Annotated in this window: 22 protein-coding genes; 15 read left to right on the top strand and 7 right to left on the bottom strand. The window is 69.7% G+C overall.

Annotation, left to right across the window (positions count from 1 at the left end; all coding sequences use genetic code 11):
* Positions 1-283 precede the first annotated feature (283 nt).
* Together DW306_RS21640 and ligD are read left to right on the top strand one after the other, a co-directional pair.
* A complete protein-coding gene (locus tag DW306_RS21640; RefSeq protein ID WP_136056183.1) occupies positions 284-1102 on the top strand; it encodes an SseB family protein in 819 nt (272 codons plus the stop codon).
* A gap of 43 nt (positions 1103-1145) precedes the next feature.
* A complete protein-coding gene (ligD, locus tag DW306_RS13845; protein WP_136056182.1) occupies positions 1146-2216 on the top strand; it encodes a non-homologous end-joining DNA ligase in 1071 nt (356 codons plus the stop codon).
* Between the two features lie 6 nt (positions 2217-2222).
* On the opposite strand, the gene DW306_RS13840 is transcribed toward ligD, so the two are convergent.
* Both DW306_RS13840 and DW306_RS13835 read right to left on the bottom strand, forming a co-directional pair.
* The gene (locus tag DW306_RS13840; RefSeq protein ID WP_136056181.1) at positions 2223-3266 is read right to left on the bottom strand and encodes an ATP-dependent DNA ligase; all 1044 of its coding nucleotides are present in this window, start codon (positions 3264-3266) and stop codon (positions 2223-2225) included.
* Positions 3267-3335: 69 nt separating this feature from the next.
* A complete protein-coding gene (locus DW306_RS13835) occupies positions 3336-4787 on the bottom strand; it encodes an NAD(P)/FAD-dependent oxidoreductase (RefSeq protein ID WP_136056180.1) in 1452 nt (483 codons plus the stop codon).
* 71 nt (positions 4788-4858) lie between these two features.
* On the opposite strand from DW306_RS13835, the gene DW306_RS13830 reads away from it, so the two are divergent.
* Entirely contained in the window at positions 4859-5344 is a 486-nt protein-coding gene (locus DW306_RS13830) for a hypothetical protein (protein ID WP_136056179.1), read from the top strand.
* A gap of 16 nt (positions 5345-5360) precedes the next feature.
* Positions 5361-5867, top strand: a complete 507-nt coding sequence (locus DW306_RS13825) for a GNAT family N-acetyltransferase (protein WP_136056178.1) — start codon at positions 5361-5363, stop codon at positions 5865-5867.
* 10 nt (positions 5868-5877) lie between these two features.
* On the opposite strand, the gene DW306_RS13820 is transcribed toward DW306_RS13825, so the two are convergent.
* Positions 5878-7113, bottom strand: coding sequence for an acyl-CoA dehydrogenase family protein (locus tag DW306_RS13820; RefSeq protein ID WP_136056177.1), 1236 nt, complete (start codon positions 7111-7113; stop codon positions 5878-5880).
* 63 nt (positions 7114-7176) lie between these two features.
* Positions 7177-7839, bottom strand: a complete 663-nt coding sequence (locus DW306_RS13815; protein ID WP_136056176.1) for a TetR/AcrR family transcriptional regulator — start codon at positions 7837-7839, stop codon at positions 7177-7179.
* 118 nt (positions 7840-7957) lie between these two features.
* Between DW306_RS13815 and sucC the strand changes: the two genes are divergently transcribed.
* Together sucC and sucD are read left to right on the top strand one after the other, a co-directional pair.
* Positions 7958-9124, top strand: coding sequence for an ADP-forming succinate--CoA ligase subunit beta (sucC, locus tag DW306_RS13810; RefSeq protein ID WP_136056175.1), 1167 nt, complete (start codon positions 7958-7960; stop codon positions 9122-9124).
* 29 nt (positions 9125-9153) lie between these two features.
* Complete coding sequence (gene sucD / locus DW306_RS13805; RefSeq protein ID WP_136056174.1) at positions 9154-10056, top strand: succinate--CoA ligase subunit alpha; 903 nt, start codon at positions 9154-9156, stop codon at positions 10054-10056.
* Between the two features lie 162 nt (positions 10057-10218).
* Here the strand turns inward: sucD and DW306_RS13800 are convergent, their stop codons facing one another.
* Entirely contained in the window at positions 10219-10800 is a 582-nt protein-coding gene (locus DW306_RS13800; protein ID WP_136056173.1) for a TetR family transcriptional regulator, read from the bottom strand.
* 76 nt (positions 10801-10876) lie between these two features.
* Between DW306_RS13800 and DW306_RS13795 the strand changes: the two genes are divergently transcribed.
* Complete coding sequence (locus DW306_RS13795) at positions 10877-11278, top strand: VOC family protein (RefSeq protein ID WP_136056172.1); 402 nt, start codon at positions 10877-10879, stop codon at positions 11276-11278.
* Positions 11279-11300: 22 nt separating this feature from the next.
* Here DW306_RS13795 and DW306_RS13790 read toward each other — a convergent pair whose 3' ends face one another.
* Positions 11301-12236: a homocysteine S-methyltransferase family protein gene (locus DW306_RS13790; protein ID WP_136056171.1), complete on the bottom strand. Its 936-nt coding sequence runs from the start codon at positions 12234-12236 to the stop codon at positions 11301-11303.
* A gap of 122 nt (positions 12237-12358) precedes the next feature.
* Positions 12359-13837 (bottom strand): NCS2 family permease, encoded by a 1479-nt coding sequence (locus DW306_RS13785; protein ID WP_136056170.1) that lies wholly within the window; start codon positions 13835-13837, stop codon positions 12359-12361.
* A 92-nt stretch (positions 13838-13929) separates the two neighbouring features.
* On the opposite strand from DW306_RS13785, the gene DW306_RS13780 reads away from it, so the two are divergent.
* The 8 genes from DW306_RS13780 (at position 13930) to DW306_RS13745 (ending at position 24927) form a co-directional block, all read left to right on the top strand.
* Entirely contained in the window at positions 13930-15330 is a 1401-nt protein-coding gene (locus DW306_RS13780; RefSeq protein ID WP_136056169.1) for a DUF6350 family protein, read from the top strand.
* Between the two features lie 61 nt (positions 15331-15391).
* On the top strand, positions 15392-15979 hold the full coding sequence (gene purN, locus DW306_RS13775) for a phosphoribosylglycinamide formyltransferase (RefSeq protein ID WP_136056168.1): 588 nt from the start codon (positions 15392-15394) through the stop codon (positions 15977-15979).
* Between the two features lie 41 nt (positions 15980-16020).
* Positions 16021-17628 (top strand): bifunctional phosphoribosylaminoimidazolecarboxamide formyltransferase/IMP cyclohydrolase, encoded by a 1608-nt coding sequence (gene purH, locus DW306_RS13770; RefSeq protein WP_136056167.1) that lies wholly within the window; start codon positions 16021-16023, stop codon positions 17626-17628.
* Between the two features lie 162 nt (positions 17629-17790).
* Positions 17791-19281: an AlkA N-terminal domain-containing protein gene (locus tag DW306_RS13765; protein ID WP_136056166.1), complete on the top strand. Its 1491-nt coding sequence runs from the start codon at positions 17791-17793 to the stop codon at positions 19279-19281.
* Positions 19278-19775 carry a methylated-DNA--[protein]-cysteine S-methyltransferase gene (locus tag DW306_RS13760; protein ID WP_136056165.1) on the top strand — a complete coding sequence of 166 codons (498 nt, stop codon included), beginning with the start codon at positions 19278-19280 and terminating at the stop codon, positions 19773-19775. Before DW306_RS13765 ends, DW306_RS13760 begins: the two co-directional genes overlap by 4 nt.
* Before the next feature lie 83 nt (positions 19776-19858).
* Complete coding sequence (locus DW306_RS13755) at positions 19859-20908, top strand: membrane dipeptidase (RefSeq protein WP_136056164.1); 1050 nt, start codon at positions 19859-19861, stop codon at positions 20906-20908.
* Between the two features lie 288 nt (positions 20909-21196).
* Entirely contained in the window at positions 21197-23116 is a 1920-nt protein-coding gene (locus DW306_RS13750) for an ABC transporter ATP-binding protein (protein WP_240747201.1), read from the top strand.
* The gene (locus DW306_RS13745) at positions 23113-24927 is read left to right on the top strand and encodes an ABC transporter ATP-binding protein (RefSeq protein ID WP_136056163.1); all 1815 of its coding nucleotides are present in this window, start codon (positions 23113-23115) and stop codon (positions 24925-24927) included. Before DW306_RS13750 ends, DW306_RS13745 begins: the two co-directional genes overlap by 4 nt.
* The last annotated feature ends 83 nt before the right edge of the window (positions 24928-25010 follow it).

The following is a 25010-nucleotide window of genomic DNA, read 5'->3' as shown; positions in this document are numbered from 1 at the left end:
TCCGCGCCATCGACACCCAGGCGACGAACCTGCAGCGTCAGGGTCAGCTCGCGCTGTGGCCGCCGAGCCGGTCGCCGAGGCGCCGTCCATCGGCATCTCCGTGCAGGCCTTCCGGGGCGTCGGCGCCGCAGCCGGCCCCGAGGTCGCGCTGCCCGACACCGATGCGCAGCCCGACACCGCCGCATCCGGAGATCGTCCCGTCACGGCGTCCGGGCTTCCCACGCCGCCGTCTCCCGCCCCGCAGCTCGCCATCGCGACAGACCGGCGCCTTCCGCTGGCCCCGATGCTGCCGCCCGAGCAGACCGAGACGATCGCAGGCATGAAGGACAATGTCCTGCTCCGCGAAGCACTCAAAGAGGTCGAGGCGGGTGCGACCAACGAGCAGCTGCTCGGGGTGATGCGCCAGGCTCTGCAGGGGCACCTGTACATCCGTGTGATCGGCGATGCCCGCACGCAGATCAGCGAGGGCACGCCGCTCGCGGTCGCGGTCGTCCGTGACGCCGAGCGTCAGTTCATGCTCGCGTTCAGCTCGGCCGCCGCTGTGCGCGACTCGGTGAAGCTCGAAGACGATCCCACCGCCACCTCGGCGGTCGCGCAGCCCGTCACGTCGGTGCTGCAGCAGGTGGTCTCGGGCGACTTCGCGGGCCTGATCGTCGACAACGCGTCGGCCCCGCACCGCGTCGTGTTCCCGACCGAGCTGCTGCAGAAGACGCTGGATCAGGCCGACGTCGAGATGACCGTGAAGTCCCTGCTCGCGGCTCCCCGCGAACAGGACTCGACCGTCAAGGTCGGCGAGGCTCTCGCCACGAAGAAGATGTGGGTGGCGGTGAACGACGGCTCCGGCACCGGACAGCCCGGCATCGCCGAGGCGCAGACGGCCGATGGCCGACGTTTCCTGCAGCTCTTCTCCCATCCGCTCGAGGTCATCGCACTCGGCCGAGGCGACCGGCCGCTCCCATTCGAACCGGAGCAGCTCGCGAAGGTGCTCGCGAGCCACGAGGAGATGGCCGGCGTGATCGTCGACTCCGCCGGGCCGTCGATCGTCGTCGAGCGCGACGCCCTCGCGCCAGTGCTCGTGCTCGCCGTCGACCTCGGCGACTGAGCGCAGGCTTCCGCGGAATCGGTCGGCGCTCTAGGGTCGGAGCATGGCCTCCGAACGTGTGACCCTGACCGTCGCCGACTCCGATGGAGAGCGCGAAGTCGTGCTCTCCAGCCCGAACCGCGTCGTGTGGCCGGACCTCGGCATCACGAAGGCGGAGCTCGCCGAATACGTCCAGCTCGTCTCGACGCCGTTCCTCGCCGCCAACGGAAACAGGGCAGTGTCGCTCGAACGTTTCCGCGACGGCATCGAGCCGGCGGGGAAGCCGCGGAAGGAGGGATTCTTCTCGAAGAACCCGCCGAAGGGCACCCCGGACTTCGTCGATGCCGAGATGATGACGTACAACAGCGGGCGCCAGCATCCGCAGATCGTCCTGAATCGGACCAGTGCGATCGTCTGGGCCGTGCAGATGAACACGATCGTCTTCCACCCGTGGGCCTCGCTCGCGACCGACCCCGACAACCCGGTCGAGTTGCGCATCGACCTCGACCCCCAGCCGGGCACGGACTTCGCGGATGCCGTGACGGCCGCGCACACGCTCCGCGAGGTGCTGCGGGAAGCGGGCCTCGAGGCCTTCGCGAAGACCAGCGGCAACCGGGGCCTGCACATCTTCGCGCCGATCGAGTCGACGCACGAGTTCCTCGACGTGCGGCATGCGGTCATCGCCGCGGGGCGGGAGCTGGAGCGCCGCATGCCCGAGCAGGTGACGACGAACTGGTGGAAGGAGGAGCGCGGGGAGCGGATCTTCGTCGACTTCAACCAGGCGAATCGGGACCGCACCATGGCGGGGGCCTACAGTCCCCGCGCGCTGCCGGGCGCGACCGTGTCGACGCCGGTGCTGTGGGACGAACTCGACGGCCTCGATCCGACCGCCTTCACGGTGCGCAGCATTCCGCAGCGTCTCGCGGACATCGGCGATCCGTGGGCGCAGATGCAGTCCTCGCCCAGTCGCATCGACACACTGCTCGAATGGTGGGAGCGCGACAAGGAGAACGGCCTGGGCGAGCTGCCGTTCCCGCCGGAGTTCCCGAAGATGCCCGGTGAGCCGCCCCGCGTGCAGCCGAGCAAGAAGGTCGCCGGGAACTGGGATGCCGACGGGAACCCCACCGGCGACTGACCCGCTTCAGTGCAGGACGTCGGCGAGGTCGTAACCGGCGACCGTGTCGAGCTGGTCGTACGTGCATGACCGGGCGTCGCGGTCGGGGCGCCAGCGGTCGAACTGCACCGTGTGACGGAACCGGGCGCCTTCGAGCTGGTCGTAGCGCACCTCGAGAACGCGTTCCGGCCGCAGACGCACGAACGACACGTCCTTCGCGCCGCTGAACCGCGACCGCTCGCTCTCCCCGGTGACGGCTTCGCCGGTCTCATCGCGCTCCACGAGGGGTGCGAGCTCGTCGACGAGCTCCTGTCGTCGTACGTCGCTCCACGCGGCGACCCCGCCGACCTGACGCAGCGTGCCCTCGTCGTCGTACAGCCCCACGAGGAGCGAGCCGACACCCGAGCCGGACTTGTGGATGCGATAGCCGAGGGCGACGACGTCTGCGGTGCGGGCGTGCTTGATCTTGATGAGCGTGCGTTTGCCCGGGGCATACGGCTGATCGAGCGGCTTCGCGACGACGCCGTCGAGTCCCGCCCCTTCGAACTCCGCGAGCCAGCGCACGGCGGCCTCGCGATCACGCGTGGTGCGGGTGATGTGGAGGGGGTGCTCGACGCCGTCCATGACGGTCTCGAGCCGCGCCCGACGTGTCTCGAACGACTGGTCGAGCAGGTCGTCGTCGCCGGACGCGAGCAGGTCGAACGCGATGAACATCGCGGGTGTCTCGGCGGCGAGCTTCGCGACGCGCGACGCCGCCGGATGGATGCGCTGGCTGAGCGCCTCCCAGTCCAGGCGCTGCGCACCGGCGGGCCCGGTGGCGACCACGATCTCGCCGTCGAGCAGGCACGGGCCCGGCAGCAGCTGAGGTATCGCCTCGACAAGCTCCGGGAAGTAGCGGGTGAGCGGCTTCGCTCCGCGCGAGCCGATCTCGACCGTCTCGCCGTCCCAGGCGATGAGGCCGCGGAAGCCGTCCCACTTCGGCTCGTAGAGCAGGCCTCCCGGCGTCTTCGCCGGGTCGGGCACGGATGCGGCGGCCTTCGCGAGCATCGGGGCGGGGATGTCGTAGCGCATGCTCCCATCCTGGCGGCGGCCGACGCGCGAAGGAAGGGGCGGCCCCGCGTGCCAGGCCGGCGCGCGGGGTCAGCCGAAGAGGTCGCCCAGGGTCGCGGGAGTTCCCGCATCCCGCAACGCGGTGCGGGCCGCGTGCCAGCCGGCCATGCCGTTGACCGCGGGCCCGGGCGGTGTCGACGCGGATGCGAGGTACACGCCGCGCATGGGCGTGCGCCAGGGCGTCGGAGACAGGACGGGCCTGCGCAGCGCCTGACGGATGTCGAAGACGCCGCCCGAGATGTCCCCGCCGATCTCCGCGGGATTGATCGCCTCTCGAGAGGATGCCGGAACGGCGTGGTGCGCGAGGATCAGATCACGGAAACCCGGCGCGAAGCGCTCGACCTGCGCGGTGATGAGCTCGGTGGGGTCGAGGTCCGATCCGTTCGGCACGTGGATGTACGCCCAGAGCACGGCCTTGCCCTCGGGCGCCCGAGAGTCGTCGAACACGGAGGGCTGCACCGCCAGCACATAGGGCCGATCACTGACGCGACCGGCCGCGACCGCGTTCTCGCTCGCCCAGATCTCGGCGCGCGTGCCGCCCAGGTGCACGGTCGGTGACTGTCGCACGAGCGGGTTCGTCCACGGGATGGGGCCGTCGAGGGCGAAGTCGACCTTCGCGGCCGCGGCGCCGTAGCGGAAGCCCTCGATCGCCCGCGCATACCCCGACGGGACATCGCGGTGGGTGAGGGCGAGGCGGGGCGAGGTGTTGAGCAGCAGCAGGTCGCCGCGCGCCGGGTCACCCCAGTCGAGTGTGCGCAGATCGGTGACGTGGACTCCGGCCTCGACCGTGCCGCCATGGGACTCGATGTCGGCGACCAGTGCCTCGGCGATGCGCTGCGTGCCGCCGCGGGGATACGGCCAGCCTCCCGCGTGCGCGAGCGCGGCGAGGAGCAGACCCGCCGCGGCGCCCGCGAGCGTCGGCTGCGGTGAGTTCGCATGCGCGACGACGCCCGACATCAGGGCGGCGGCCGCGTCGGTGAGGAAAGCCCGTTCGGCGAGGGGAGTGCCCTGGTCCAGCATCCGGATCGCATAGCGCGCGGCGGTGACGGGGTCGCGCGGCACACGCAGCAGCTGGTTGTTCGTGAAGTCGACGACGCCCTCGATGTGGGAGCTGAGCGGGCGCACACGCGACAGCCACGCCTGCGCATCGACGCCGAGGTCGGCGGCCGTGCGGTCGATGTCGCGCCAAGCGATGGCGGCGCGGCCTCCGTCGAGCGGATGCGCGTAGGAGATCTCCGGGTGGACCCAGTCGACGCGCTCGCCGAGTCCGAAGGCCTGGAAGAACGGAGAGGCGACGGCGGCGGGGTGCACGGCCGAGCACACATCGTGCCGGAACCCGGGGAGCGTCGACTCCTGCGTGCGCATCCCGCCGCCGATCGTGTCGGCGGCTTCGAGCACCCGTAGGTCGTAGCCGGCGCGCGCGAGCGCGACGGCGGCAGCGAGTCCGTTCGGACCGGAGCCGATGATCGTCGCCCGTGCCATGACGCCAGTCTTGCACGCGGTCGAGGCAGAAGCGGTCGTGGCCGCCCGCCAGACGTGCGATCCTGGAGAGGATGAAAGAAGTACAGGGGCCCACGCCCGCAGGCACGTCCCGTCCATACCGTTCCCTCAACGAAGCGCTGCGCGCGCATCGCATCGACATCTCGAACTACGCGTTCATCACGGCCATCGTCGAGGCGATCGGCATCAGCTCGTACATCGACCGTGGCCGCTACATCGAGGCGATCCGCCGCGGTGAGGGCGCATCGCTGCACATCGGCCGCACGTACACGAACGGCTTCACCGAGGACGAGCGCCTCGTGATCGGCGCCGCTCCGCTGCGTCTTCAGCCCAGCGAGGGTCGGCCGCCGTACTTCTACGTCAATCACCCGACCGAGTTCCTGCCGATCGCGCAGCCCAAGGTGAAGCGCGCGACCACGCCGCGAGTCGCCGCGCCCCGCGGTGAGCGCCCGCCGACGCCGGTCGCCGAACGCGACTACGGCGTCTGCGACGTGTGCTTCATGGTGAAGACGGCCGCCGGAGCCTGCGGCTGCGACTGACCGGAATCCGAGAACGATGCGGGCAGACCGCGACCATCCGGTGATCCGCCGGGCCGAGCTGTTCGGACCGGATGGGGTGTCCGTCTCTGCGGCTGTCGGCGAATACCTCCGGCAGACCGAGGCGGAGAAGCGTCGCGAAGGGATCTCCTCCGAGCCGCTCGGGAAGAGCGGCGCCCTCCCCGAGCACTACCGTGCCGAGGTCGACGATCCGGTCGCGGCCTACGACGACTTCGACGTGCTCGTCGCCGATGTCGACGGAGTGGTCGTGGGGGTCGTCGTCGTGGCGCCGCGGGGCGGCGACGCGGAGATCAAGCGTCTCTGGGCCGCACCCGCGCTGAGGGGCCGCGGGATCGGGTCCGCCCTGCTCGACGCGGCCGTCGCCGCGTCTGACGGACCCATCCGTCTCTCGGTCTGGGACTGGCGCATCGGAGCGCGGCGCCTCTACGAATCGCGCGGATTCCGAGAGGTGCCGAGCTGGGATGGGCGCGACCGGCTCGTCTGCATGATCCGGCAGCGCGACTGACGTCTGCGCCTCAGGCGAACGCGCTCATCCCGGTGATGTCGCGTCCGAGCAGGAGGGCCTGCACGCTCTCGGTGCCCTCGTAGGTGTGGATGGCCTCGATGTCGGCCATGTGCTGCATCACGCCGTTCTCGAGCAGGATGCCGTTGCCGCCGAGCAGGTCGCGGGCGATCGACGCGATCCGGCGCGCGGCGCGCGTGTTGTGGAACTTCGCGAGCGACGCCTGGGTCGGCCGCAGCTCGCCCGCCGTCTCGAGGTCGGCCATCCGCCGGCAGTACAGCTGCATCGCGGTGAGGTCCTCGAGCATGTGGGTCAGGCGCTCCTGCACCATCTGGAACTTCGCGAGCGGCTTCCCGAACTGCACGCGCTCCTTGGCGTAGGCCAACGATGCCTCGTAGCACGCGGTCGCGTGGCCCAGTGCCGACCAGGCGACACCCGAACGGGTGGCGTAGAGCACGGTCGAGGCGTCGCGGAAGCTCTTCGCGCCTGGGAGCACCGCGTCGAGCGGCACGCGCACGTCGTCGAGCCGGATGTGGGCCTGGTGGATCGCCCGCAGCGACGCCTTGCCGCGGATCACCGTTCCCGTGTATCCGGGGGTGTCCTGCTCGACGAGGAAGCAGCGCACGGCGCCGTGCTCGTCGGCGGTCTCGTCGTCGACGCGCGCCCAGACGAAGGTGACGCCTCCGGAGGCGCCGTTGCCGATCCACTTCTTCGCGCCGCGGATCACCCAGCCGTCGCCGTCGCGTCGGGCGACGGTCTCGAGCGAGACCGAGTCCGAGCCGTGGTCGGGTTCGGTCAGAGCGAAGGAGCCGAGCACCGAGCCGTCGGCGAGGGCGGTGAGCCACTTCTCCTGCTGGGCGGGCGAGCCGAAGAGCGCGAGCGTGCGCAGCGCCAGTCCGCCCTGCACCGCGAGGATCGTGCCGAGCGATCCGTCGCCGCGGGAGATCTCCATGTTCACGAGTCCTGCGGCCAGCGGCGACAGGCGGGTGAGGGATGGATGGTCGATCCCGTCCACGACGAGGTCCATCTCGCCCATCCGCCGTGCGGCGTCGAGCGGGTATTCGGCGCGGTCCCAGGCATCCGCCATCTGCGGCGCGACCTCGTCGATGTAGGCCTTCGCGCGGTCCCAGGCCTCGCGGTCAGGGGCGGGGATGTCGGCGAAGACGGCGTAGTAGTCGCTGTCCTGGCGTCCGGTGATGTCGTACGACGAGACGCGCTCGCCGGGGAAGGGGAGGGCTTCGGTGCTCATGGGGACTCCTTCGTGGCACCAAGTATCGTACTCCTCGATACTCGGTCCCACGACCCGTGATAGTCAGTCGAGCTCCGACTTCAACCGGCGCGTCACCTCGGCGATCGGCATCGAACGAGGGAACACCGCGACCACGACGTCGTCCGGCGCTCCGGCAGCGGCATCCTCTCCCACGCCGTAGCGGCGGCGGACGTCGGCCAGTGCGGTCTGCAGCGTCGACAGCGGCACCTTCTTCTTGCCGCGGAGCAGCTGACGCAGGACGTGGTTGTGCACGGCGGTCACGAGGGCGGCGAAGCCGACGGCATCCAGCGGGTCGACACCCGGGAGCGCGCCGCGCAGGTACTCGTCGAACAGCCGCTCGTAGCGGAACACCGTGATGATCTCGCGCTCGCGGAGTACCGGCACCTGTCGCACGATCTGGTAGCGGCGGCGGGCGAGATCGGGGTCGTGGGCGAAGTGCGCGAAGACGGACTCGGATGCCGCGCACACGGCCACCCAGGGATCGTCGTGCCCCTCGGCGAGGAATTCCCTGAGCTGTCCCAGGAGCACCTCGTGGTCGGCGAAGACCACGTCCTCCTTGCCGCCGAACTGCCGGAAGAAGGTCGACCGCGAGACCCCGGCCGCCTTCGCGATCTGCTCCACGGAGGTCTGTTCGAACCCCTGATCCTGGAAGAGCTCGAGGGCTGCGGCGACGACGGCGGCGCGCGGTGCTGCGGATTCGTGCATAGACAGAGCCTAGAGGTAGCGCCGCAGGGATGGTCAGGCCGAGGTAGTAGGCTGGGGGACTGGTCGATGTCTCGACATCGAGAGAATTACCAGACAGCAGCCCAGTGAAGGAACCACAGTGGATCTGTACGAGTACCAGGCACGAGACGTTTTCGAGAAGTACGGAGTGCCGGTCCTCGCCGGCATCGTCGCGGACACCCCTGAAGAGGTGAGGGCGGCAGCCGAGAAGATCGGCGGAGTGGTCGTCGTCAAGGCTCAGGTGAAGACCGGCGGCCGCGGAAAGGCGGGCGGCGTCAAGGTCGCCAAGACCCCCGATGAGGCGTACGAGGCGGCCAAGGCCATCCTCGGCCTCGACATCAAGGGCCACGTCGTCAAGCGCGTCATGGTCGCACAGGGTGCGCGCATCGCCGAGGAGTTCTACTTCTCCGTGCTGCTCGACCGTGCCAACCGCTCTTACCTGAGCCTCTGCTCGGTCGAGGGCGGCATGGAGATCGAAGAGCTCGCGGTCGAGCGTCCCGAAGCGCTCGCACGCGTCGAGGTCAACCCGCTCACGGGCATCGACAAGGCGAAGGCCGTCGAGATCGCCCGTGCGGCGAACTTCCCGGAAGACCTCGTCGAGAAGGTCTCCGACGTGTTCGTGAAGCTCTTCGACGTCTACAAGGGCGAAGACGCGACGCTGGTCGAGGTCAACCCGCTGGTCCGCACCGAAGAGGGCGACATCATCGCGCTCGACGGCAAGGTCACGCTCGACGACAACGCCTCCGAGATCCGTCACCCCGAGCACGAAGCGCTCGAGGACAAGGATGCGGCCGACCCGCTCGAGGCCAAGGCCAAGGCATCCGGTCTCAACTACGTGAAGCTCGACGGCGAGGTCGGCATCATCGGCAACGGCGCAGGACTCGTCATGTCGACGCTCGACGTCGTCGCCTACGCGGGCGAGAACCACAACGGCGTCAAGCCGGCCAACTTCCTCGACATCGGCGGCGGCGCCTCGGCCGAGGTCATGGCCGCCGGCCTCGACGTCATCCTCGGCGACCCGCAGGTCAAGAGCGTGTTCGTCAACGTCTTCGGCGGCATCACGGCGTGCGACGCCGTCGCCAACGGCATCAAGGGCGCCCTCGAGACGCTGGGGGCCACCGCCTCCAAGCCGCTCGTCGTCCGCCTCGACGGCAACCGCGTCGACGAGGGTCGCGCGATCCTCGCCGAGTACGCGCACCCGCTCGTCACCCTGGCCGCCACCATGGACGAGGGCGCCGACAAGGCCGCCGAGCTCGCCAACGCCTGACCCGGCGCTGAGACTGAAGGACTAGAAGAATGTCGATCTACCTCAACAAGGACTCCAAGGTCATCGTCCAGGGCATCACCGGCGGCGAGGGCACCAAGCACACGGCACTCATGCTGAAGGCCGGCACCCAGGTCGTCGGCGGCGTGAACGCCCGCAAGGCCGGCACCACGGTCTCGCACACCGACAAGGACGGCAACGCCGTCGAGCTCCCCGTCTTCGCCTCCGTGGCCGAGGCCATGAAGGAGACCGGCGCCGACGTGTCGATCGCCTTCGTCCCCGGCGCCTTCACGAAGGACGCGATGATCGAGGCCATCGACGCCGAGATCCCGCTGCTCGTCGTCATCACCGAGGGCGTGCCCGTCGGCGACTCGGCCGAGGCGTGGGCCTACACGCAGAGCAAGGGCAACAAGACCCGCATCATCGGGCCGAACTGCCCCGGCATCATCACCCCGGGCGAGGCGCTCGTCGGCATCACGCCGGCCAACATCACCGGCAAGGGACCGATCGGCCTCGTGTCGAAGTCGGGAACCCTGACCTACCAGATGATGTTCGAGCTGCGCGACCTCGGCTTCTCGACCGCCATCGGAATCGGCGGCGACCCGGTCATCGGCACCACGCACATCGACGCGCTCGCCGCGTTCGAGGCCGACCCCGAGACCAAGGCCATCGTGATGATCGGCGAGATCGGCGGCGACGCCGAAGAGCGTGCGGCCGATTACATCAAGGCCAACGTCACCAAGCCGGTCGTCGGCTACGTCGCGGGCTTCACCGCTCCCGAGGGCAAGACCATGGGCCACGCCGGCGCCATCGTCTCGGGCTCGGCCGGTACCGCTCAGGCGAAGAAGGAGGCCCTCGAGGCTGCCGGAGTCAAGGTCGGCAAGACGCCGTCCGAGACCGCCGACCTGATGCGCGCGATTGTCGAAGGTCTCTGACCTGAGCTACGCTTGAACGGAAGGCCCCGGACTCCACTCTGGGGCCTTCTTTCATGTCCGGGCGGTGCAACTTCCGCGGCCATTCGTAACTTCTGCGGCCATCCGCCGCCCTGTTGGCCGCAGAAGTTCGAGTCGGCCGCAGAAGTGGGCCCTGGGCCGCGGTCAGGACCGACGCGGAGCCACAACGTCCAGCAGCAGGTCGAGCGCATCGTGCGCCTGGGCGCGAGCTGCGGCATCCGTCGGCCGCTCCGAAAGCCAGAGCGCGAGTTCGTTCATGCCTCCGGACAGCGCTGCCGTCAGCGCCTCCTGCAGGGCCGGCGCGACACCGGCCTCCGCAAGACCTGCGCGCAGTGTCGCTGCCGGGCCGTCGGCGTCGAACCGCCGCCAGTCGTCCCAGCTCAGCACAGCCGGGCCGTCGACGAGCAGCACGCGTGCCGCCGCGCCGTGCGTGATCGCGTCGAGGAACGCGTGACTGCCGTCGCGGAGCGCCGCATCGGGCGTGCTGTCGGCCGTCGCGGTGACGATGGCATCGGCGAGGAGCTCCTGCTGGGCGGCGGCGACCGCGGCGAAGAGGAGCGGCTTCGACGTGTAGTGGTGGTAGACCGCACCCCGCGTGACGCCCGCTGCCCGAGCGATGTCGTCGACGGATGCTGCGGCGTAGCCGTGCTCCGCGAAGTGGGCGCTGCCGACATCGAGGATGCGGCGGGCGGTCTCTGCGGTGTCGGCGACGGATGCTCGGGGCATGGGATTCCCTTACGTACGGAGTGTATGTATTCTAGGGATCGAGAATACAAACACAAAGTATGTAAAGGAGATCCCGATGGAGATCACGAGCTTCTACCCGGTGCTGATGGTCGACGACGTCGTCGCAGCCGCCGCGTTCTATCGCGAAGAGCTCGGCTTCGAGACGACCTTCGAGGCCGACTGGTACGTGAGCCTGCGCCTCGAGGGCGGCGAACTCGCCATCCTCGACCGTCGCCACGAGACCATCCCCGCGGGCTTCCGGGAACCGGTGCGAGGCCTGCTGCTGAACGTCGAGGTCGCCGATGCCGCCGCCGAGCACGCCCGGCTGGTGGGGGAGCGCGGTCTGTCCGAACGGCTGCCCCTGCGCGACGAGTCCTTCGGTCAGCGGCACTTCATCGTCGAGGCGCCGGGCGGCGTGCTCATCGACGTGATCGAGCCGATAGAGCCCGCTCCCGAGTTCGCTGCGGCCTACGCCTGAGATCCGCCGGAGACGCGACGGATCAGCGGGCTTCCTGGGCGCTGATGAGTCTCCACATCTCCGCGATATGCCGCACGTCGGTGCCGCAGCATCCGCCGATCACGCGGACGGCCGGCATCCGCTCCAGCAGGTCGACGGTGCGGGCGGCCAGATCGACGGGGTCCCCGTCGTCGAGCTGCTCGGATTCGTCGAGCTCGGCATGGGAGAGCCGGGAGGCGTTCGGACGAATGCCGATGATCCTCGCGGTCACCGCGGCATCGATCGCCCGGTCGAGGTGCTCGGGGTGGGCGCAGTTCAACAGGTAGCCGTCCGGCGGAGCGACCGCGTCGACGAGGTCGATCGTCTCGACCAGCGTTCGGCCCGAGGCGAGCGAGCCGTCCGTCTCGACGGTGAACGAGATCTCCACCGGCATCCCGGCCTCGCGTGCGGCACGCACGATGCCGATGGCCTCGGCAGGATCCGTGAGCGTGTACGCCGTGATGACGTGCACTCCGGCATCGCTGAGGGCCTGCACCTGCGCCCGGTGGTAGGCGAGCGCGTCATCGGCTCCGGTCCGGGCGTCCCAGGAACCGGGACGGTATCCGTCGCCTCGGGGGCCGATCGCCCCGACGAGCCGCACCTCGGGGAGATCGCGGAAGTCCGCCGCGACCTCGTGGAGCAGGTTCACCGCCTCGGCGTTGGCCCTGCGGAGGGCGCCTGCGTCGTACCCGAGCCGCTCGCCCCAGTCCGCGTTCGCCCGCCAGGTCGCCGACTCGAGCCGGAGGCTGGCCGCGTGCGTGCGGGCGACCTCCCCGAACCCGCGGTAGTACTCGCGGAGGACAGCGCGACCGCGGTCGTCGTCGAGCAGCACGAATGCGGCGAAATCGGGCAGATCGACGCCGTGGTGGAAGATCAGGTCGGTCTCGAGTCCGCCATCGGTGACGTAGCGGGCACCGGCGGCCGCGTCGAGTTCGGGCATCGCTTCACCTTCTGCTCTGGAGGTGCCTCCGGTCTACCAGAGCGCGTTCGTGCGCGCTACATGCACCGAGACGAGAGGAGGGGCGGATGCCGCAGCATCCGCCCCTCCTCCATGTCGGGATATCAGATCCCGACGCCGAAGAGCGCTTCGATCGGACCGCGGGCGAAGAAGATCAGGAACCCGGCGCCGACCACCCAGAGCAGCGGGCTGATGGTCTTGGCCTTGCCGGAGAACGCGTGGATGAGCACCCAGCTCACGAACCCCGCACCGATGCCGTTCGCGATCGAGTACGTCAGCGGCATGACCGAGACGGTGAGGAAGACCGGAAGCAGCACCCGGAAGTCCAGGAAGTCGATGTGACGGATCTGCGACATCATCATCGCTCCCACGATGATGAGGGCGGCGGCGGCGATCTCGGTGGGGACGATCGATGTCAGCGGCGTGAAGAACATCGCGATCAGGAAGACGACGCCGGTGACGACGTTCGCGAGACCCGTGCGCGCACCCTCGCCGATGCCGGAACCCGACTCGATGAACACCGTGCTCGACGAGGACGACGTCGCGCCACCCGCGATCGCGCCGACACCCTCGACGATGAGCGCCGACTTGATGCGGGGGAAGTCGCCGTTGTCGTCGGCGAGGTTCGCCTCCTTCGCGAGGCCCGTCATGGTGCCCATCGCGTCGAAGAAGTTCGTGAACAGCAGGGTGAAGACGATCATCACCACCGCGACGATGCCGACCTTGCCGAAGTCGAACGTGAAGTCGACGGCGCCGACCAGACTGAGATCGGGAACGCTGACGGGTGAGCCGTTCAACGCGGGGACCGTCAGTCCCCATCCGCCGGGGTTCACGACGTTGCCCTCATCATCGAAGCCGCGGGCGCCGATGTGCCAGATCGCCTCGACGATCACGGCGAGCACGGTACCGCCGATGAGGCCGATCAGCATGCCGCCCTTGATGCGCAGCGCCACGAGGATGCCCGTGAGCAGCAGCGTCACCACGAACAGCAGGCTCGGCACGGTCGCCACCGAGCCGTTCACGCCGAGGCCCACGGGCGGAGACGACGCGCCCGTCGCGGTGACGAACCCGGAGTTGACGAAGCCGATGAAGGCGATGAACAGGCCGATGCCGACCGTGATCGCGATCTTCAGCTGGAACGGCACCGCGTCGAAGATCGCCTTCCGCAGGCCGGTCGCGGCGAGCAGCACGATGATGAGACCGTTGATCATCACGAGGGCCATCGCCTCGGGCCACGTGACCTGGCCGACGACCGAGAACGCGACGAAGGCGTTGATGCCGAGACCCGCCGCGAAGGCGAACGGCAGACGGGTGACGAGGCCGAACAGGATGGTCATGACGCCGGCGGTCAGCGCGGTCGCGGCTCCGACGGCGTTGAAGGCGAGCACGTCGCCCGCCACGTCGGGCTTGCCGGACAGGATGATCGGATTGAGGATCACGATGTACGCCATCGTGACGAAAGTGACCAGGCCGCCGCGGATCTCGGTGCCGACCGTCGATCCTCGCTTGCTGATCTCGAAGAAGCGGTCGAGCGCGCTCGTGGGCTCGGCGGGCGCCTGTGCGGGGGATGGGGCAGTTGTCATCGGGGGAACCTCCGGAGAAGACGCTATCGTGTCGTCCGCCCAGCGCGCGCCCCCAGACGGTGAGCGGGAACTCGTCGTAGTCTCGATTCGATATGCAACGCCTCCTCGTCGCGCTCCTCGCCGCCTTCGACGCCGCCATCGCCGCGGCGGTCGGCCTCGCCGTGCTCCTGGCGCCGCTGACGCTGCTGTGGACCCTCGCGTTCGGCGTCACCGCGGACTGGGGTGCGCTCTGGCCGCTCGCTGGAACCCTGTGGGAGTTCGGACACGGCGTGCCGCTCGAGGTGACGATCCCCGACGCGCTGATCGTCTCCCTCGGCATCCCCGCGGAGGCCGCGAGCTTCGCCGTGTCGATCACGCCGCTGGCGTTCCTGCTCTTCACGCTGCTCTTCGCCGCCCGCTCGGGCAAGCGCGCCGCCGCCGCCGGTGCTTGGCTCCTCGGTTCCCTCTCGGGCGCGACGGTGTTCGCCCTCATCGCGACCGGGGTGGCGCTGAGCGCCCGGCTCGCCGCGGCGCAGACCTCGCTGCTCCTCGCGATCCTGCTCCCGTCGGCGGCGTACCTCGTCGGGGCGATCTGCGGGGGCGTCCGCGTCGCGTGGGAAGACGGTGACGGCGGCCTGCTGGACCGCGTCCATGACGCCGTCGACGCCCGGGACGACTGGGCTCCGGTTCCCGCCGCGATCGCGCGGGGGACGGCGTTCGCGCTCGTGACCGTGACCGGTGCCGCCGCCCTGGCCTTCGCCGTGATGGTCGCGCTGCGCGGCGGCGAGGTCGTCGCGCTGTTCCAGGCCGCCCGGGTCGACGTGCTCGGGCTGACGGTGATGACGCTCGGCCAGCTCGTCTATCTGCCCACGCTGATCGTGTGGGTGATCTCGTGGCTCGCCGGACCCGGCTTCGCGGTCGGCGTCGGCACCGCGGTGTCGCCGGCCGGTACGCAGCTCGGTGTGGTGCCCGGCATCCCCGTCTTCGGCCTGCTGCCGGAGAACAGCTCGATCTGGATGCTGATCGTCGTGCTCATCCCGATCGCCGCGGGTGCGTTCGCCGGCTGGGCGGTCCGCTCGCGCCTGGTCTGGGAGGACACTCCGCTCGGCGCGGGGCAGCGGGCGGTGATCGCGCTCGGCATCAGCGTGATGACGGCGGGAGTCGCGGCGCTCGCCGCAGTGCTCGTCTCCGGGTCGATGGGGCCCGGACGGCTCGCCGAGGTCGGACCGGCGCCGCTTCCCTTCGCGCTCGCTCTCGGCGGAGAGGTGCTCCTCGGTGCGGCGATCCTGCTGCTCTCGCCCCGTCATCGCGACGAACTGGCCGAGGAGAGGACCGACCGGTGGCTGGCGGAGATGTCGGCCGACACGATCGTTGAGGGTCCGGATGCCGTGCCCGGCGCGACATCCGATGCCTCGCTGTCGGGAGCGCCGACCCCCTTCGCCGACACGGCACCACTCGACGACCTGCGCGGGTTCGTCATCCCGAAGCGGGACCCCTCGGACCGTCCGGACTGACCTCCGCGCGGCGCGCGGATGCGGGGCCGGAGCACGCCCGACGCCCCGGTAGACTGGGCGCGTGCTCACGGTCGCCGTTCTCATCTCGGGCACCGGCTCGAACCTTCGCGCCCTCCTCGAGGCCGCTCGTCACCCCGATTTCCCTGCCAGGGTCGTCGTGGTCGGCGCCGACCGCGAAGCCGACGGCCTCGCCCACGCCGAGGAGTTCGGCATCCCCAGCTTCACCGTCCCCTGGCACGAGCACGACAGCCGCGAGGCCTGGGGTGAAGAGCTCGGCCGCCAGCTCGCCGTCTGGAACCCCGACCTGGTCGTGCTCAGCGGACTCATGCGCCTGCTGCCGCCCGCGCTGGTCGCCGCGTACTCGCCGCGACTGCTCAACACCCATCCTGCGTTCCTTCCGGAGTTCCCCGGTGCGCACGGCGTCCGGGATGCGCTCGCCGCGGGCGCGTCGGAGACCGGCGCCAGCGTCATCGTGGTCGACGACGGCGTCGACACCGGCCCGATCCTCGCGCAGGAGCGCGTGCCGATCCTCGCCGGAGACACCGAGCACAGCCTGCACGAGCGCATCAAGCCCGTCGAACGCCGCCTGCTCATCGACGTCGTGCGCGCCATCGCCACCGGCGAGCTGACGCTGACGCCCACCCCCTGACCGCTTCCACCCGACGCACCTCACGCACGAAGGAGCCCACCATGGCCGGCCCCCGCCACGACCCCTCGCTCTACCGCGACCGCGACACCGTGCCGATCCGGCGCGCGCTCGTCTCGGTGAGCGACAAGACCGACCTGCTCGTGCTCGCCGAGGCGCTGGCCGACGCCGGCGTCGAGATCGTCTCGACCGGTTCCACGGCCGCGACCATCCGCGATGCGGGCTACGCGGTGACCGATGTGGCCGCGGTGACCGGAGTCGACGAGATGCTCGACGGACGCGTCAAGACGCTGCACCCGAAGGTGCACGGCGCGGTGCTGGCGGACCTCCGCCTCGCGGATCACGAACGTCAGCTGGACGAGCTGGGAATCGAGCCCTTCGAACTCGTCGTGGTGAACCTCTATCCTTTCGTCGAGACCGTGGCCTCCGGCGCCGTGGGCGACGACGTCGTCGAGCAGATCGACATCGGCGGACCGGCGATGGTGCGCGCAGCGGCGAAGAACCACGCCAACGTCGCGATCGTCGTCTCTCCGCAGTCCTACCCGGCCCTCATCTCGGCGATCGCCGAGGGCGGGACCTCGCTCGCGCAGCGCCGCGAGCTCGCCGCGCGGGCGTTCGCCCACACCGCGGCCTACGACACGGCCGTCGCCCAGTGGTTCGCGGAGGGCACGCTCTCCGAGCCCGGCGACCTGCCCGTGCACCTGACCATCCAGGCCGAGCGCCTGGCGACGCTGCGCTACGGCGAGAACTCGCACCAGCGCGCAGCGATCTACACGCGCGCCGGCGGGCACGGCATCGCCCAGGCCACGCAGCTGCAGGGCAAGGAGATGTCGTACAACAACTACGTCGACGCGGATGCCGCGCTGCGAGCCGCCTACGACATGGTGAAGCCGGCCGTCGCGATCATCAAGCACGCCAACCCGTGCGGCATCGCCACCACCGCCCCGAACGCGCTCGACCCGATCGCGAGCGCCCACCTGCGCGCCCACGAGTGCGACCCGGTCTCGGCGTACGGCGGCGTCATCGCCGCCAACGGCACCGTCACGCTGAAGATGGCCGAGAACCTCAAGGACATCTTCACCGAGGTCATCGTCGCGCCGTCGTTCGAGCCCGCCGCACTCGAGGTCTTCAAGGCCAAGAAGAACCTGCGGCTGCTGCAGCTGCCCGAGGACTGGCAGCAGGAGCGGATGGACGTGCGCCTGGTCTCCGGCGGCCTGCTGCTGCAGGACGCCGACCGGTTCCCCGATGACATCGGATCGGTCGCCAAGAACTGGGAGCTCGTGTCGGGCGAGCGCCCGAGCGACGAGGAGATGGTGAACCTCATCTTCGCGTGGAAGGCCTGCCGTGCGGTGAAGTCGAACGCGATCGTGCTCGCCAAGGACAACGCCACGGTCGGCGTCGGCATGGGCCAGGTCAACCGCGTCGACTCGTGTCGCCTCGCGGTCGAGCGCGCCGGAGACCGCGCGGCCGGATCGGTCGCGGCATCCGACGCGTTCTTCCCGTTCGCCGACGGCGCCCAGGTGCTCATCGACGCCGGGGTCACGGCGATCGTGCAGCCCGGCGGGTCGGTGCGCGACGAGGAGGTCGTGGATGCCGCGCGCAAGGCCGGCGTCACGATGTTCTTCACGGGGGAGCGCCACTTCTTCCACTGAGTCGCGGCGGCGTCCGCCGAGACCCCCGATCTTCACCGAGACCCCGGCCTGCACGCGTCTGCAGGCCGGGGTCTCGGCGGTGAGCAGGGGTCTCGACGACCACCTCACCACGATGTCCGATTTCCGCCAGTCGATGTCGGCGGCCGGTGGCAGAGTGGAGACATGAGCCTCCCGCTGACCGACTTCGACGAACGGTATCGCGCGATCAATGCGCGCGACACGCGCTTCGACGGGCAGTTCGTGACGGCGGTGCGCTCGACCGGAATCTACTGCCGGCCGAGCTGTCCCGCTCGCACGCCGAAGCCTCAGAACGTCACCTTCTATCCGACGAGCGCCGCCGCGCACGAGGCCGGTTATCGCGCGTGCAAGCGCTGCCTCCCGGAGGCCGCTCCCGGCTCGCCGGCGTGGAACGTGCGCGGCGACACGGCGGCCCGAGCGATGCGCCTGATCGCCGACGGCGTCGTCGAGCGCGAAGGCGTGCCGGGTCTCGCCGCGCGACTCGGCTACTCCTCCCGGCATCTCACACGACTGCTCAGCACTGAGCTCGGTGCCGGACCGCTGGCCCTCGCCCGGGCGCACCGCGCGCACACCGCGCGCATGCTGCTCGTCGGTACCGACATGCCTGTCTCCGATGTGGCGTTCTCGGCCGGCTTCGCCAGCATCCGCCAAGGCAACGACACGATCCGCGAGGTGTTCGGCCTCACGCCCGGTGAGCTGCGTGCCCGCCGCCGCGCGACCGGGATCGAGGCCGCCCCGGGTGCCATCGACCTCGTGCTCCCGTACCGCGGCCCGCTCGACGCGAGCGGGATCTTCGCATGGATGGCCGCGCGGGCGGTCCCCGGGATCGAGGAGACGACGTCCACCTCCTTCTCGCGCCACCTGCGGATGGCCGGCGGGCCGGCATGGTTCGAGGTGAGCCAGGATGCGGCGGAACGCCTGCACCTGCGTGCTCGAGTCGCCCAGCTCGGTGACCTCGCCCCGCTCGTCGCGACAGTCCGCCGCATCTTCGACCTCGACGCCGATCCGATCGCCGTCGACGAGGCGCTCGCGTCACACCCCGAACTCGCTCCGCTGGTGGCGCGGATCCCGGGCATCCGCGTGCCGGGATCCGCCGACCCGCACGAGATGCTGATCCGGGCGATGATCGGCCAGCAGATCACGGTGGTCGCCGCTCGCACCGCTCTCACCGGGCTCGCCGAGGCATTGGGGGAGCGCACCGAACACGGCCTGCTGTTCCCGACCATGTCGGTGATCGCCGAACGGGGCGCCGAGGTGCTGCGCGGGCCTGCGGCTCGGATCCGCGCCATCACGGGGGCGGCGGCGGCGCTCGCCGACGGATCCCTGAGGCTCACCGTCGGCGACGACGGTGTCGAGCAGCGGGCGGCCCTGCTGGCGATGCCCGGCATCGGTCCCTGGACCGCCGACTACGTGCGCATGCGGGTGCTCGGCGACCCCGACATCCTGCTCCCCGGAGATGTCGCCCTGCGCGCAGGGGCTGCGGCATCGGGTCTTCCCGCCGAACCCGCACACCTCGTCGCATGGGCGGAGCGGGCCGCCCCGTGGCGCAGCTACCTCAGCGCTCACCTCTGGCGTGCTGCACCGGTGCGACCAGTGCGCGCCATCCGAAACCGCACTCTGAAGGAGACATCATGACCGCCCTCATCCAGACCATCGACACTCCCGACGGCGCCTTCACGATCCTCGTCGACGACCGGCAGCGTGTGCTGTCATCCGGCTGGACCGCCGACGCCGACGCGATCGTCGGACGACTGTCGGCCTCGGCCCGCCCGGAAGCGATCCGCGACGGAGAGACGGATGCCGCCGCAGCGGCTCTCGCGTTCTACGCCGGAGATCTCGCCGCGATCGACGCGGTCGCCGTGAAGCAGACCGGTACGCCGCTGCAGCTGGCAGGTTGGGCGGAGCTGCGGGCGATCGACGCAGGGGAGCCGCTTACCTACACCTCGTTCGCCGCGCGACTGGGAAACCCGCGCGCGGTGCGGGCTGCGGCGTCCATCTGTGCGCGCAACGCCCCTGCCCTTTTCGTGCCGTGCCACCGCGTGCTGCGGACCGACGGCACCCTCGGCGGCTTCGCGTGGGGCCTCCCGGTGAAGGAGCGCCTGCTCGCCCGGGAGTCCGCCGCGCGCTGAGTGCTGCGTGACGATCGCGTTACGTCTCGCTCCGTTCGGGCGATAAGCCCGGAACAGGCGTTCGAGGGGAGCAGGATGGGCGCATGACCGATACCCGAGCAGCCGCGCTCCACCGCAGCGCCCTCGTCGCCGACGCGCACAACGATCTGCTCTGCGCGGTGGCCACTCGTCCGGTCGACGAGTGGGCGTCGTTCTTCCGTCGGCAGTGGCTGCCCCAGTTGCAGGCGGGTGGAGTCGATCTCCAGGTCCTTCCCGTGTTCATCGACGAGTCCTATCGTCCGGAGGGCGCGCTGCGACGCACTCTCCGCATGATCGAGGCCGCGCACCGTCTGGCCGAGGGGAACGCGGATGCCGTGGCGCTCTGCGTCTCCGGCGACGAGATCGACCGTGTGATCGCCGAGGGCCGCATCGCGCTCGTGCTCGCGCTCGAGGGCATGCCCGGAATCGCCGAAGACGTCGAACCGCTCGAGACGGTCCACCGTCTCGGCGTGCGCGTGGGCTCGGTCGCGCACTTCGGCCGGAGCGCCTTCGCCGACGGCAGTGGAGAGGATGCCGCGGGCAGCAGACTCACGCGTCCCGGCATCCGCGCCTTCGCCGAGATGGAGCGCATGGGCATGATGTTCGACGTGAGCCATCTCGGCGCGGCCGGCGTCGACCACGTGCTGGAGCTCGCCACCCGCCCCCTCATCGCGAGCCACTCCTCTGCGCGAGCGCTGTTCGATCATCACCGCAACCTGACCGACGAGCAGATCACCGGCATCGCCGCGGGGGGAGGTGTGGTGTGCGTTAACTTCTTCGCCTCGTACCTGCACGCCGACACCCACACCCTCGACACGGTCGTCGACCACCTCGAGCACGTGGTCTCGATCGCGGGGATCGATCACGTGGGCATGGGGCCCGACTTCGTACGCGAGGTGCTCGAAGACACGACAGCACCGTGCTGCGTCGAGGAGCTGGTCGAAGGCGTGCTCGTCGACTGCTACATCCCCGGGCTCGAGGGGCCGACGGGCCTGCCGCTGGTGACCGAGGCGCTGCTGCGACGCGGATGGGCCGAGGACGACATCCTGTCGGTGCTGGGACTCAACCTGCACCGGCTCCTCCGCGCCGAGCTGGGTCGTACCGGACGCGACTGACGGGACGCCCGCGGAGAGTCGTACCGGAAATCGGGAATGACTCTTGCGTTCAGCTGGTTCACAGCCATAGGCTCGTGGGCTGTCGCGCCAACCGGTCGACGCCATCGAGCCCCTGAGGAGGACATCATGATCACGATCGCCGCTGTGCAGATCGACGCTCTCGGCTCGACCCCGGCGCGCCCGCTCGTCTAGAGCCGCCCGCCCGCATCGGATGCCGGACTCGTCGAGTCCGTGCTGTCATCCGCCCCTTTCGCAACCGCTTTCCCATACGAAACTCATCTGAGAGACATGTCTTCCTCGCCTTCCTCGCAGAACACCTCGCCCTCGTCCTCCCTCTCCACTCCGGCCGCACTGTGGCGCCTGAAGCCCTTCGTGAAGCCGGTCATCTGGCGACTCGCCGGCGGCGCCGCCAGCGCGCTCGTCGCGGCGATCATCGCTCTGATGATCCCGATCGTGCTCGAGCAGATCATCGGCGGACCTGTCCGGTCGGGCGAGATCAGCGCCATCGTCTTCGGCGCGCTCGTCGTCTTCGCCCTCGCCCTCGGCGAGGCCGTGATGGTGTGGCTGCGCCGTCAATTCGTGCTGAACCCGGCCACCGAGGTCGAGTACCAGATGCGCACGACTCTCTACTCGCGCCTGCAGACGCTGCCCGTGTCGTTCCACGATCGCTGGCAGTCCGGCCAGCTGCTCAGCCGCATGATGCAGGACATCGGCCTCATCCGCCGGTGGCTCGCCTTCGGCCTCGTGCTGCTGGTCGTGAACGTCCTGACGATCGTCATCGGATCGGTGCTGCTCTTCCGCTGGCACTGGCTGCTCGGCACGATCTTCCTCGTGACCGCCATCCCGCTGTGGGTGCGCGGCTACCTCTTCGAGAAGCGCTACGGCGCGCTCACGCGTCGCAGCCAGGACCAGGCGGGCGACCTCGCCACGAGTGTCGAGGAGAGCGTGCACGGCATCCGCGTGCTGAAGGCGTTCGGACGCGGCAAGCACGCCCTGAGCCGCTTCAGCCGTCAGGCCGAGACGCTCCGGGAGACCGAGATGAGCAAGGCCGGCGCGATCGCGTCGATCTGGTTCTGGCTCGATCTCATGCCGCAGATCGCGTTCGGCCTGAGCCTCATGTCGGGCATCTGGCTGATCTCGCAGGGCGCGATCGATCTGCCCGAGCTGTTCGCGTTCTTCGCGATGGCCACGGTGCTGCGTTGGCCGATCGAGTCGATCGGGTTCCTGTTCTCGTTCATGCTCGACGCCCGCACGGCGACCGACCGCGTGTTCGACATCTTCTCCGAGATCAACACGATCACCGACCCGGAGAATCCGGTGCACATCGAGAACCCGCGCGGCGAGCTCGCCTTCGAGGCAGCGCACTTCCGGTACCAGGATGCCGGTGCGAACGAGCGCGACCTGCTCGACGGCATCGACCTGGTGCTGCGCCCCGGCGAGACGATGGCGCTGGTCGGGCTCACCGGCAGCGGCAAGACCACGCTGACCACGCTTCCCGCGCGTCTCTACGACGTCACGGGCGGACGCGTGACGCTCGACGGCGTCGACGTGCGGGATCTCCCGCTGTCGGAGCTCCGTCAGCACATCGCCATGGCGTTCGAGGACGCGACGCTGTTCTCGGCATCCGTCCGTGAGAACGTGCTGCTCGGACGAGCCGAGCTGGACGTGCACAGCGAAGAGGCCGAGCGCGTGCTGCGCGAAGCCCTCGATGTCGCCCAGGCGTCGTTCGTGGACTCGCTGCCGGACGGCGTGGAGACGGTGATCGGCGAGGAGGGGCTCAGCCTCTCGGGCGGACAGCGCCAGCGGCTCGCCCTGGCTCGTGCCGTCGCCGCGAAGCCGCAGGTGCTCGTGCTCGACGACCCGCTGTCGGCGCTCGACGTCGACACCGAAGCCCTCGTCGAGGAGGCGCTCCGCCACGTGCTCGCCGACACCACGGCGCTCATCGTGGCACACCGTCCCTCGACGGTGGCGCTCGCCGACCGCGTGGCACTGCTGGAAGCAGGACGCGTCACAGCGGTGGGCACGCACAGCGACCTGCTGCGCACGAGCCGCCACTACCGTCACGTGATCTCCAGCCTCGAGGCGGAGGAGGCTGCGCGTACCGGTGCGATCCCGATCATCCGCCAGGAGCCGGACGACGAGACAGACCTCGAACAGGCCCCGATCGACGCAGAAGACATCAACGCAGAAGAGGAGGTGCAGGCATGAGCGCCGCGATCACCGGAACCCAGGACGAGGACCGCTCCCGCTACACCCGCGAGGAGAGCAAGGCGATCCGCCGCCGTTCGCTGCGGTTGCTCGGCTCTCTCGTGCGCCCGCTGAAGGGCCAGGTCGTGCTCGCCGGCGTCGTGCTGGTGATCTCGACCGCGCTCCAGGTCGCGGGACCGATCCTCATCAGCATCGGCCTCGACCAGGCGCTGCCTGCGGTGCTCGACCGAGCCGACTGGATGCCGACACTGATGATCGGCTTCATCTACCTGTTCGCCGGAGCCGCGGCCGCCGCGCTCATCGCCTGGTACGTGATGATCGCCGCCCGGATCACGCAGGCGGTGCTGCTGGACCTGCGCAAGCGCATCTTCCTGCACACGCAGCGGCTGAGCCTCGAGTTCCACGAGTCGTACACCTCGGGCCGCATCATCTCGCGGCAGACCAGCGACCTGGATTCGATCCGCGAGCTGCTCGACGGAGGCCTCAACAACCTCGTGTCCGGCGTGCTGTTCGGCGCGTTCACCTTCATCGCCCTGGTGATCTGGGACTGGCAGTCGGGCGTGATCCTCGCGCTGGCCGGCATCCCGCTGTTCCTCCTGATGCGCTGGTTCTACTCGCGGTCGCAGCTGGTGTTCCGCGAGTCCCGCGTGATCAGCGCGAAGGTGATCGTGCACTTCGTCGAGACGATGACCGGCATCCGGGCCGTCAAGGCGTTCCGCAAGGAGCCGCGCAACGACGTGACCTTCCAGCAGGTCGCCGGCGACTACCGCGACATCAACCGCCGCTCGATGCTGCTCTTCGGCACGTTCGAGCCCGGACTCATGGGCGTCGCGGCGCTCACTCTGGGTGTCGTCGTGCTCTGGGGAGGGGTGCGCGTCTCGACGGGTGCGCTGACCGTGGGTGTGCTGCTGTCGGCCGTGCTGTACGTGCGCAACTTCTTCGCGCCGATGCAGGAGATCGCGATGTTCCTGAACTCCTACCAGTCGGCCACGGCCGCGCTGGAGAAGGTGTCGGGTGTGCTCGAAGAGGTGCCGACGGTTCCGGACCCGGAGAAGCCCGTCGACCTGTGGGAGTCGCGCGGACACGTGAAGTTCGACGAGGTGACCTTCGGCTACAACGGCGAGAAGACGATCCTCCCGAACTTCTCGCTCGACATCCCCGCCGGTCAGACGATCGCGCTCGTCGGCACCACGGGTGCGGGCAAGTCCACGCTCGCGAAGCTGATCTCGCGGTTCTACGACCCTTCGATCGGTCACGTGACCCTCGACGGCGTGGACCTGCGCTCGCTGCACCCGAAGGACCTGCGCCGCGCGATCGTCATGGTCACGCAGGAGGCCTACCTGTTCAGCGGCACGGTCGCCGACAACATCGCGCTCGGCAAGCCCGACGCGACGCTCGACGAGATCCGTGCGGCCGCACGTGCCGTCGGTGCGGACGAGTTCATCTCGTCGCTGCCGGATGGGTACGGCACCGATGTCAACAAGCGCGGAGGCCGCGTCTCGGCGGGACAGCGCCAGCTGATCTCCTTCGCTCGCGCGTTCCTCGCCGACCCGGCGGTGCTGATCCTCGACGAGGCCACGGCCTCTCTGGACATCCCGTCGGAGCGACTGATCCAGGACGCGCTGCAGACCCTGCTGAAGGACCGCACGGCGATCATCATCGCGCACCGCCTCTCGACGGTCGCGATCGCCGACCGCGTGCTGGTGATGGAGCACGGTCGCATCATCGAGGACGACACCCCGGCGGCGCTCATCGGCGGCACCGGGAAGTTCGCGCAGCTGCACGCGGCGTGGCAGGAGACCCTGGTCTAGCGCTGCCTGCGGGTCGCGCTTCTCACTTCTGCGGCCATCTCCAACTTCTGCGGCCACATCGAACCGATGTGGCCGCAGAAGTT

Source organism: Microbacterium sp. K24, assembly GCF_004794465.1.
Lineage (GTDB): Bacteria > Actinomycetota > Actinomycetes > Actinomycetales > Microbacteriaceae > Microbacterium.
The sequence above is the reverse complement of the archived record's forward strand: the minus strand, read 5'-3'. Positions and strand labels throughout refer to the sequence as shown.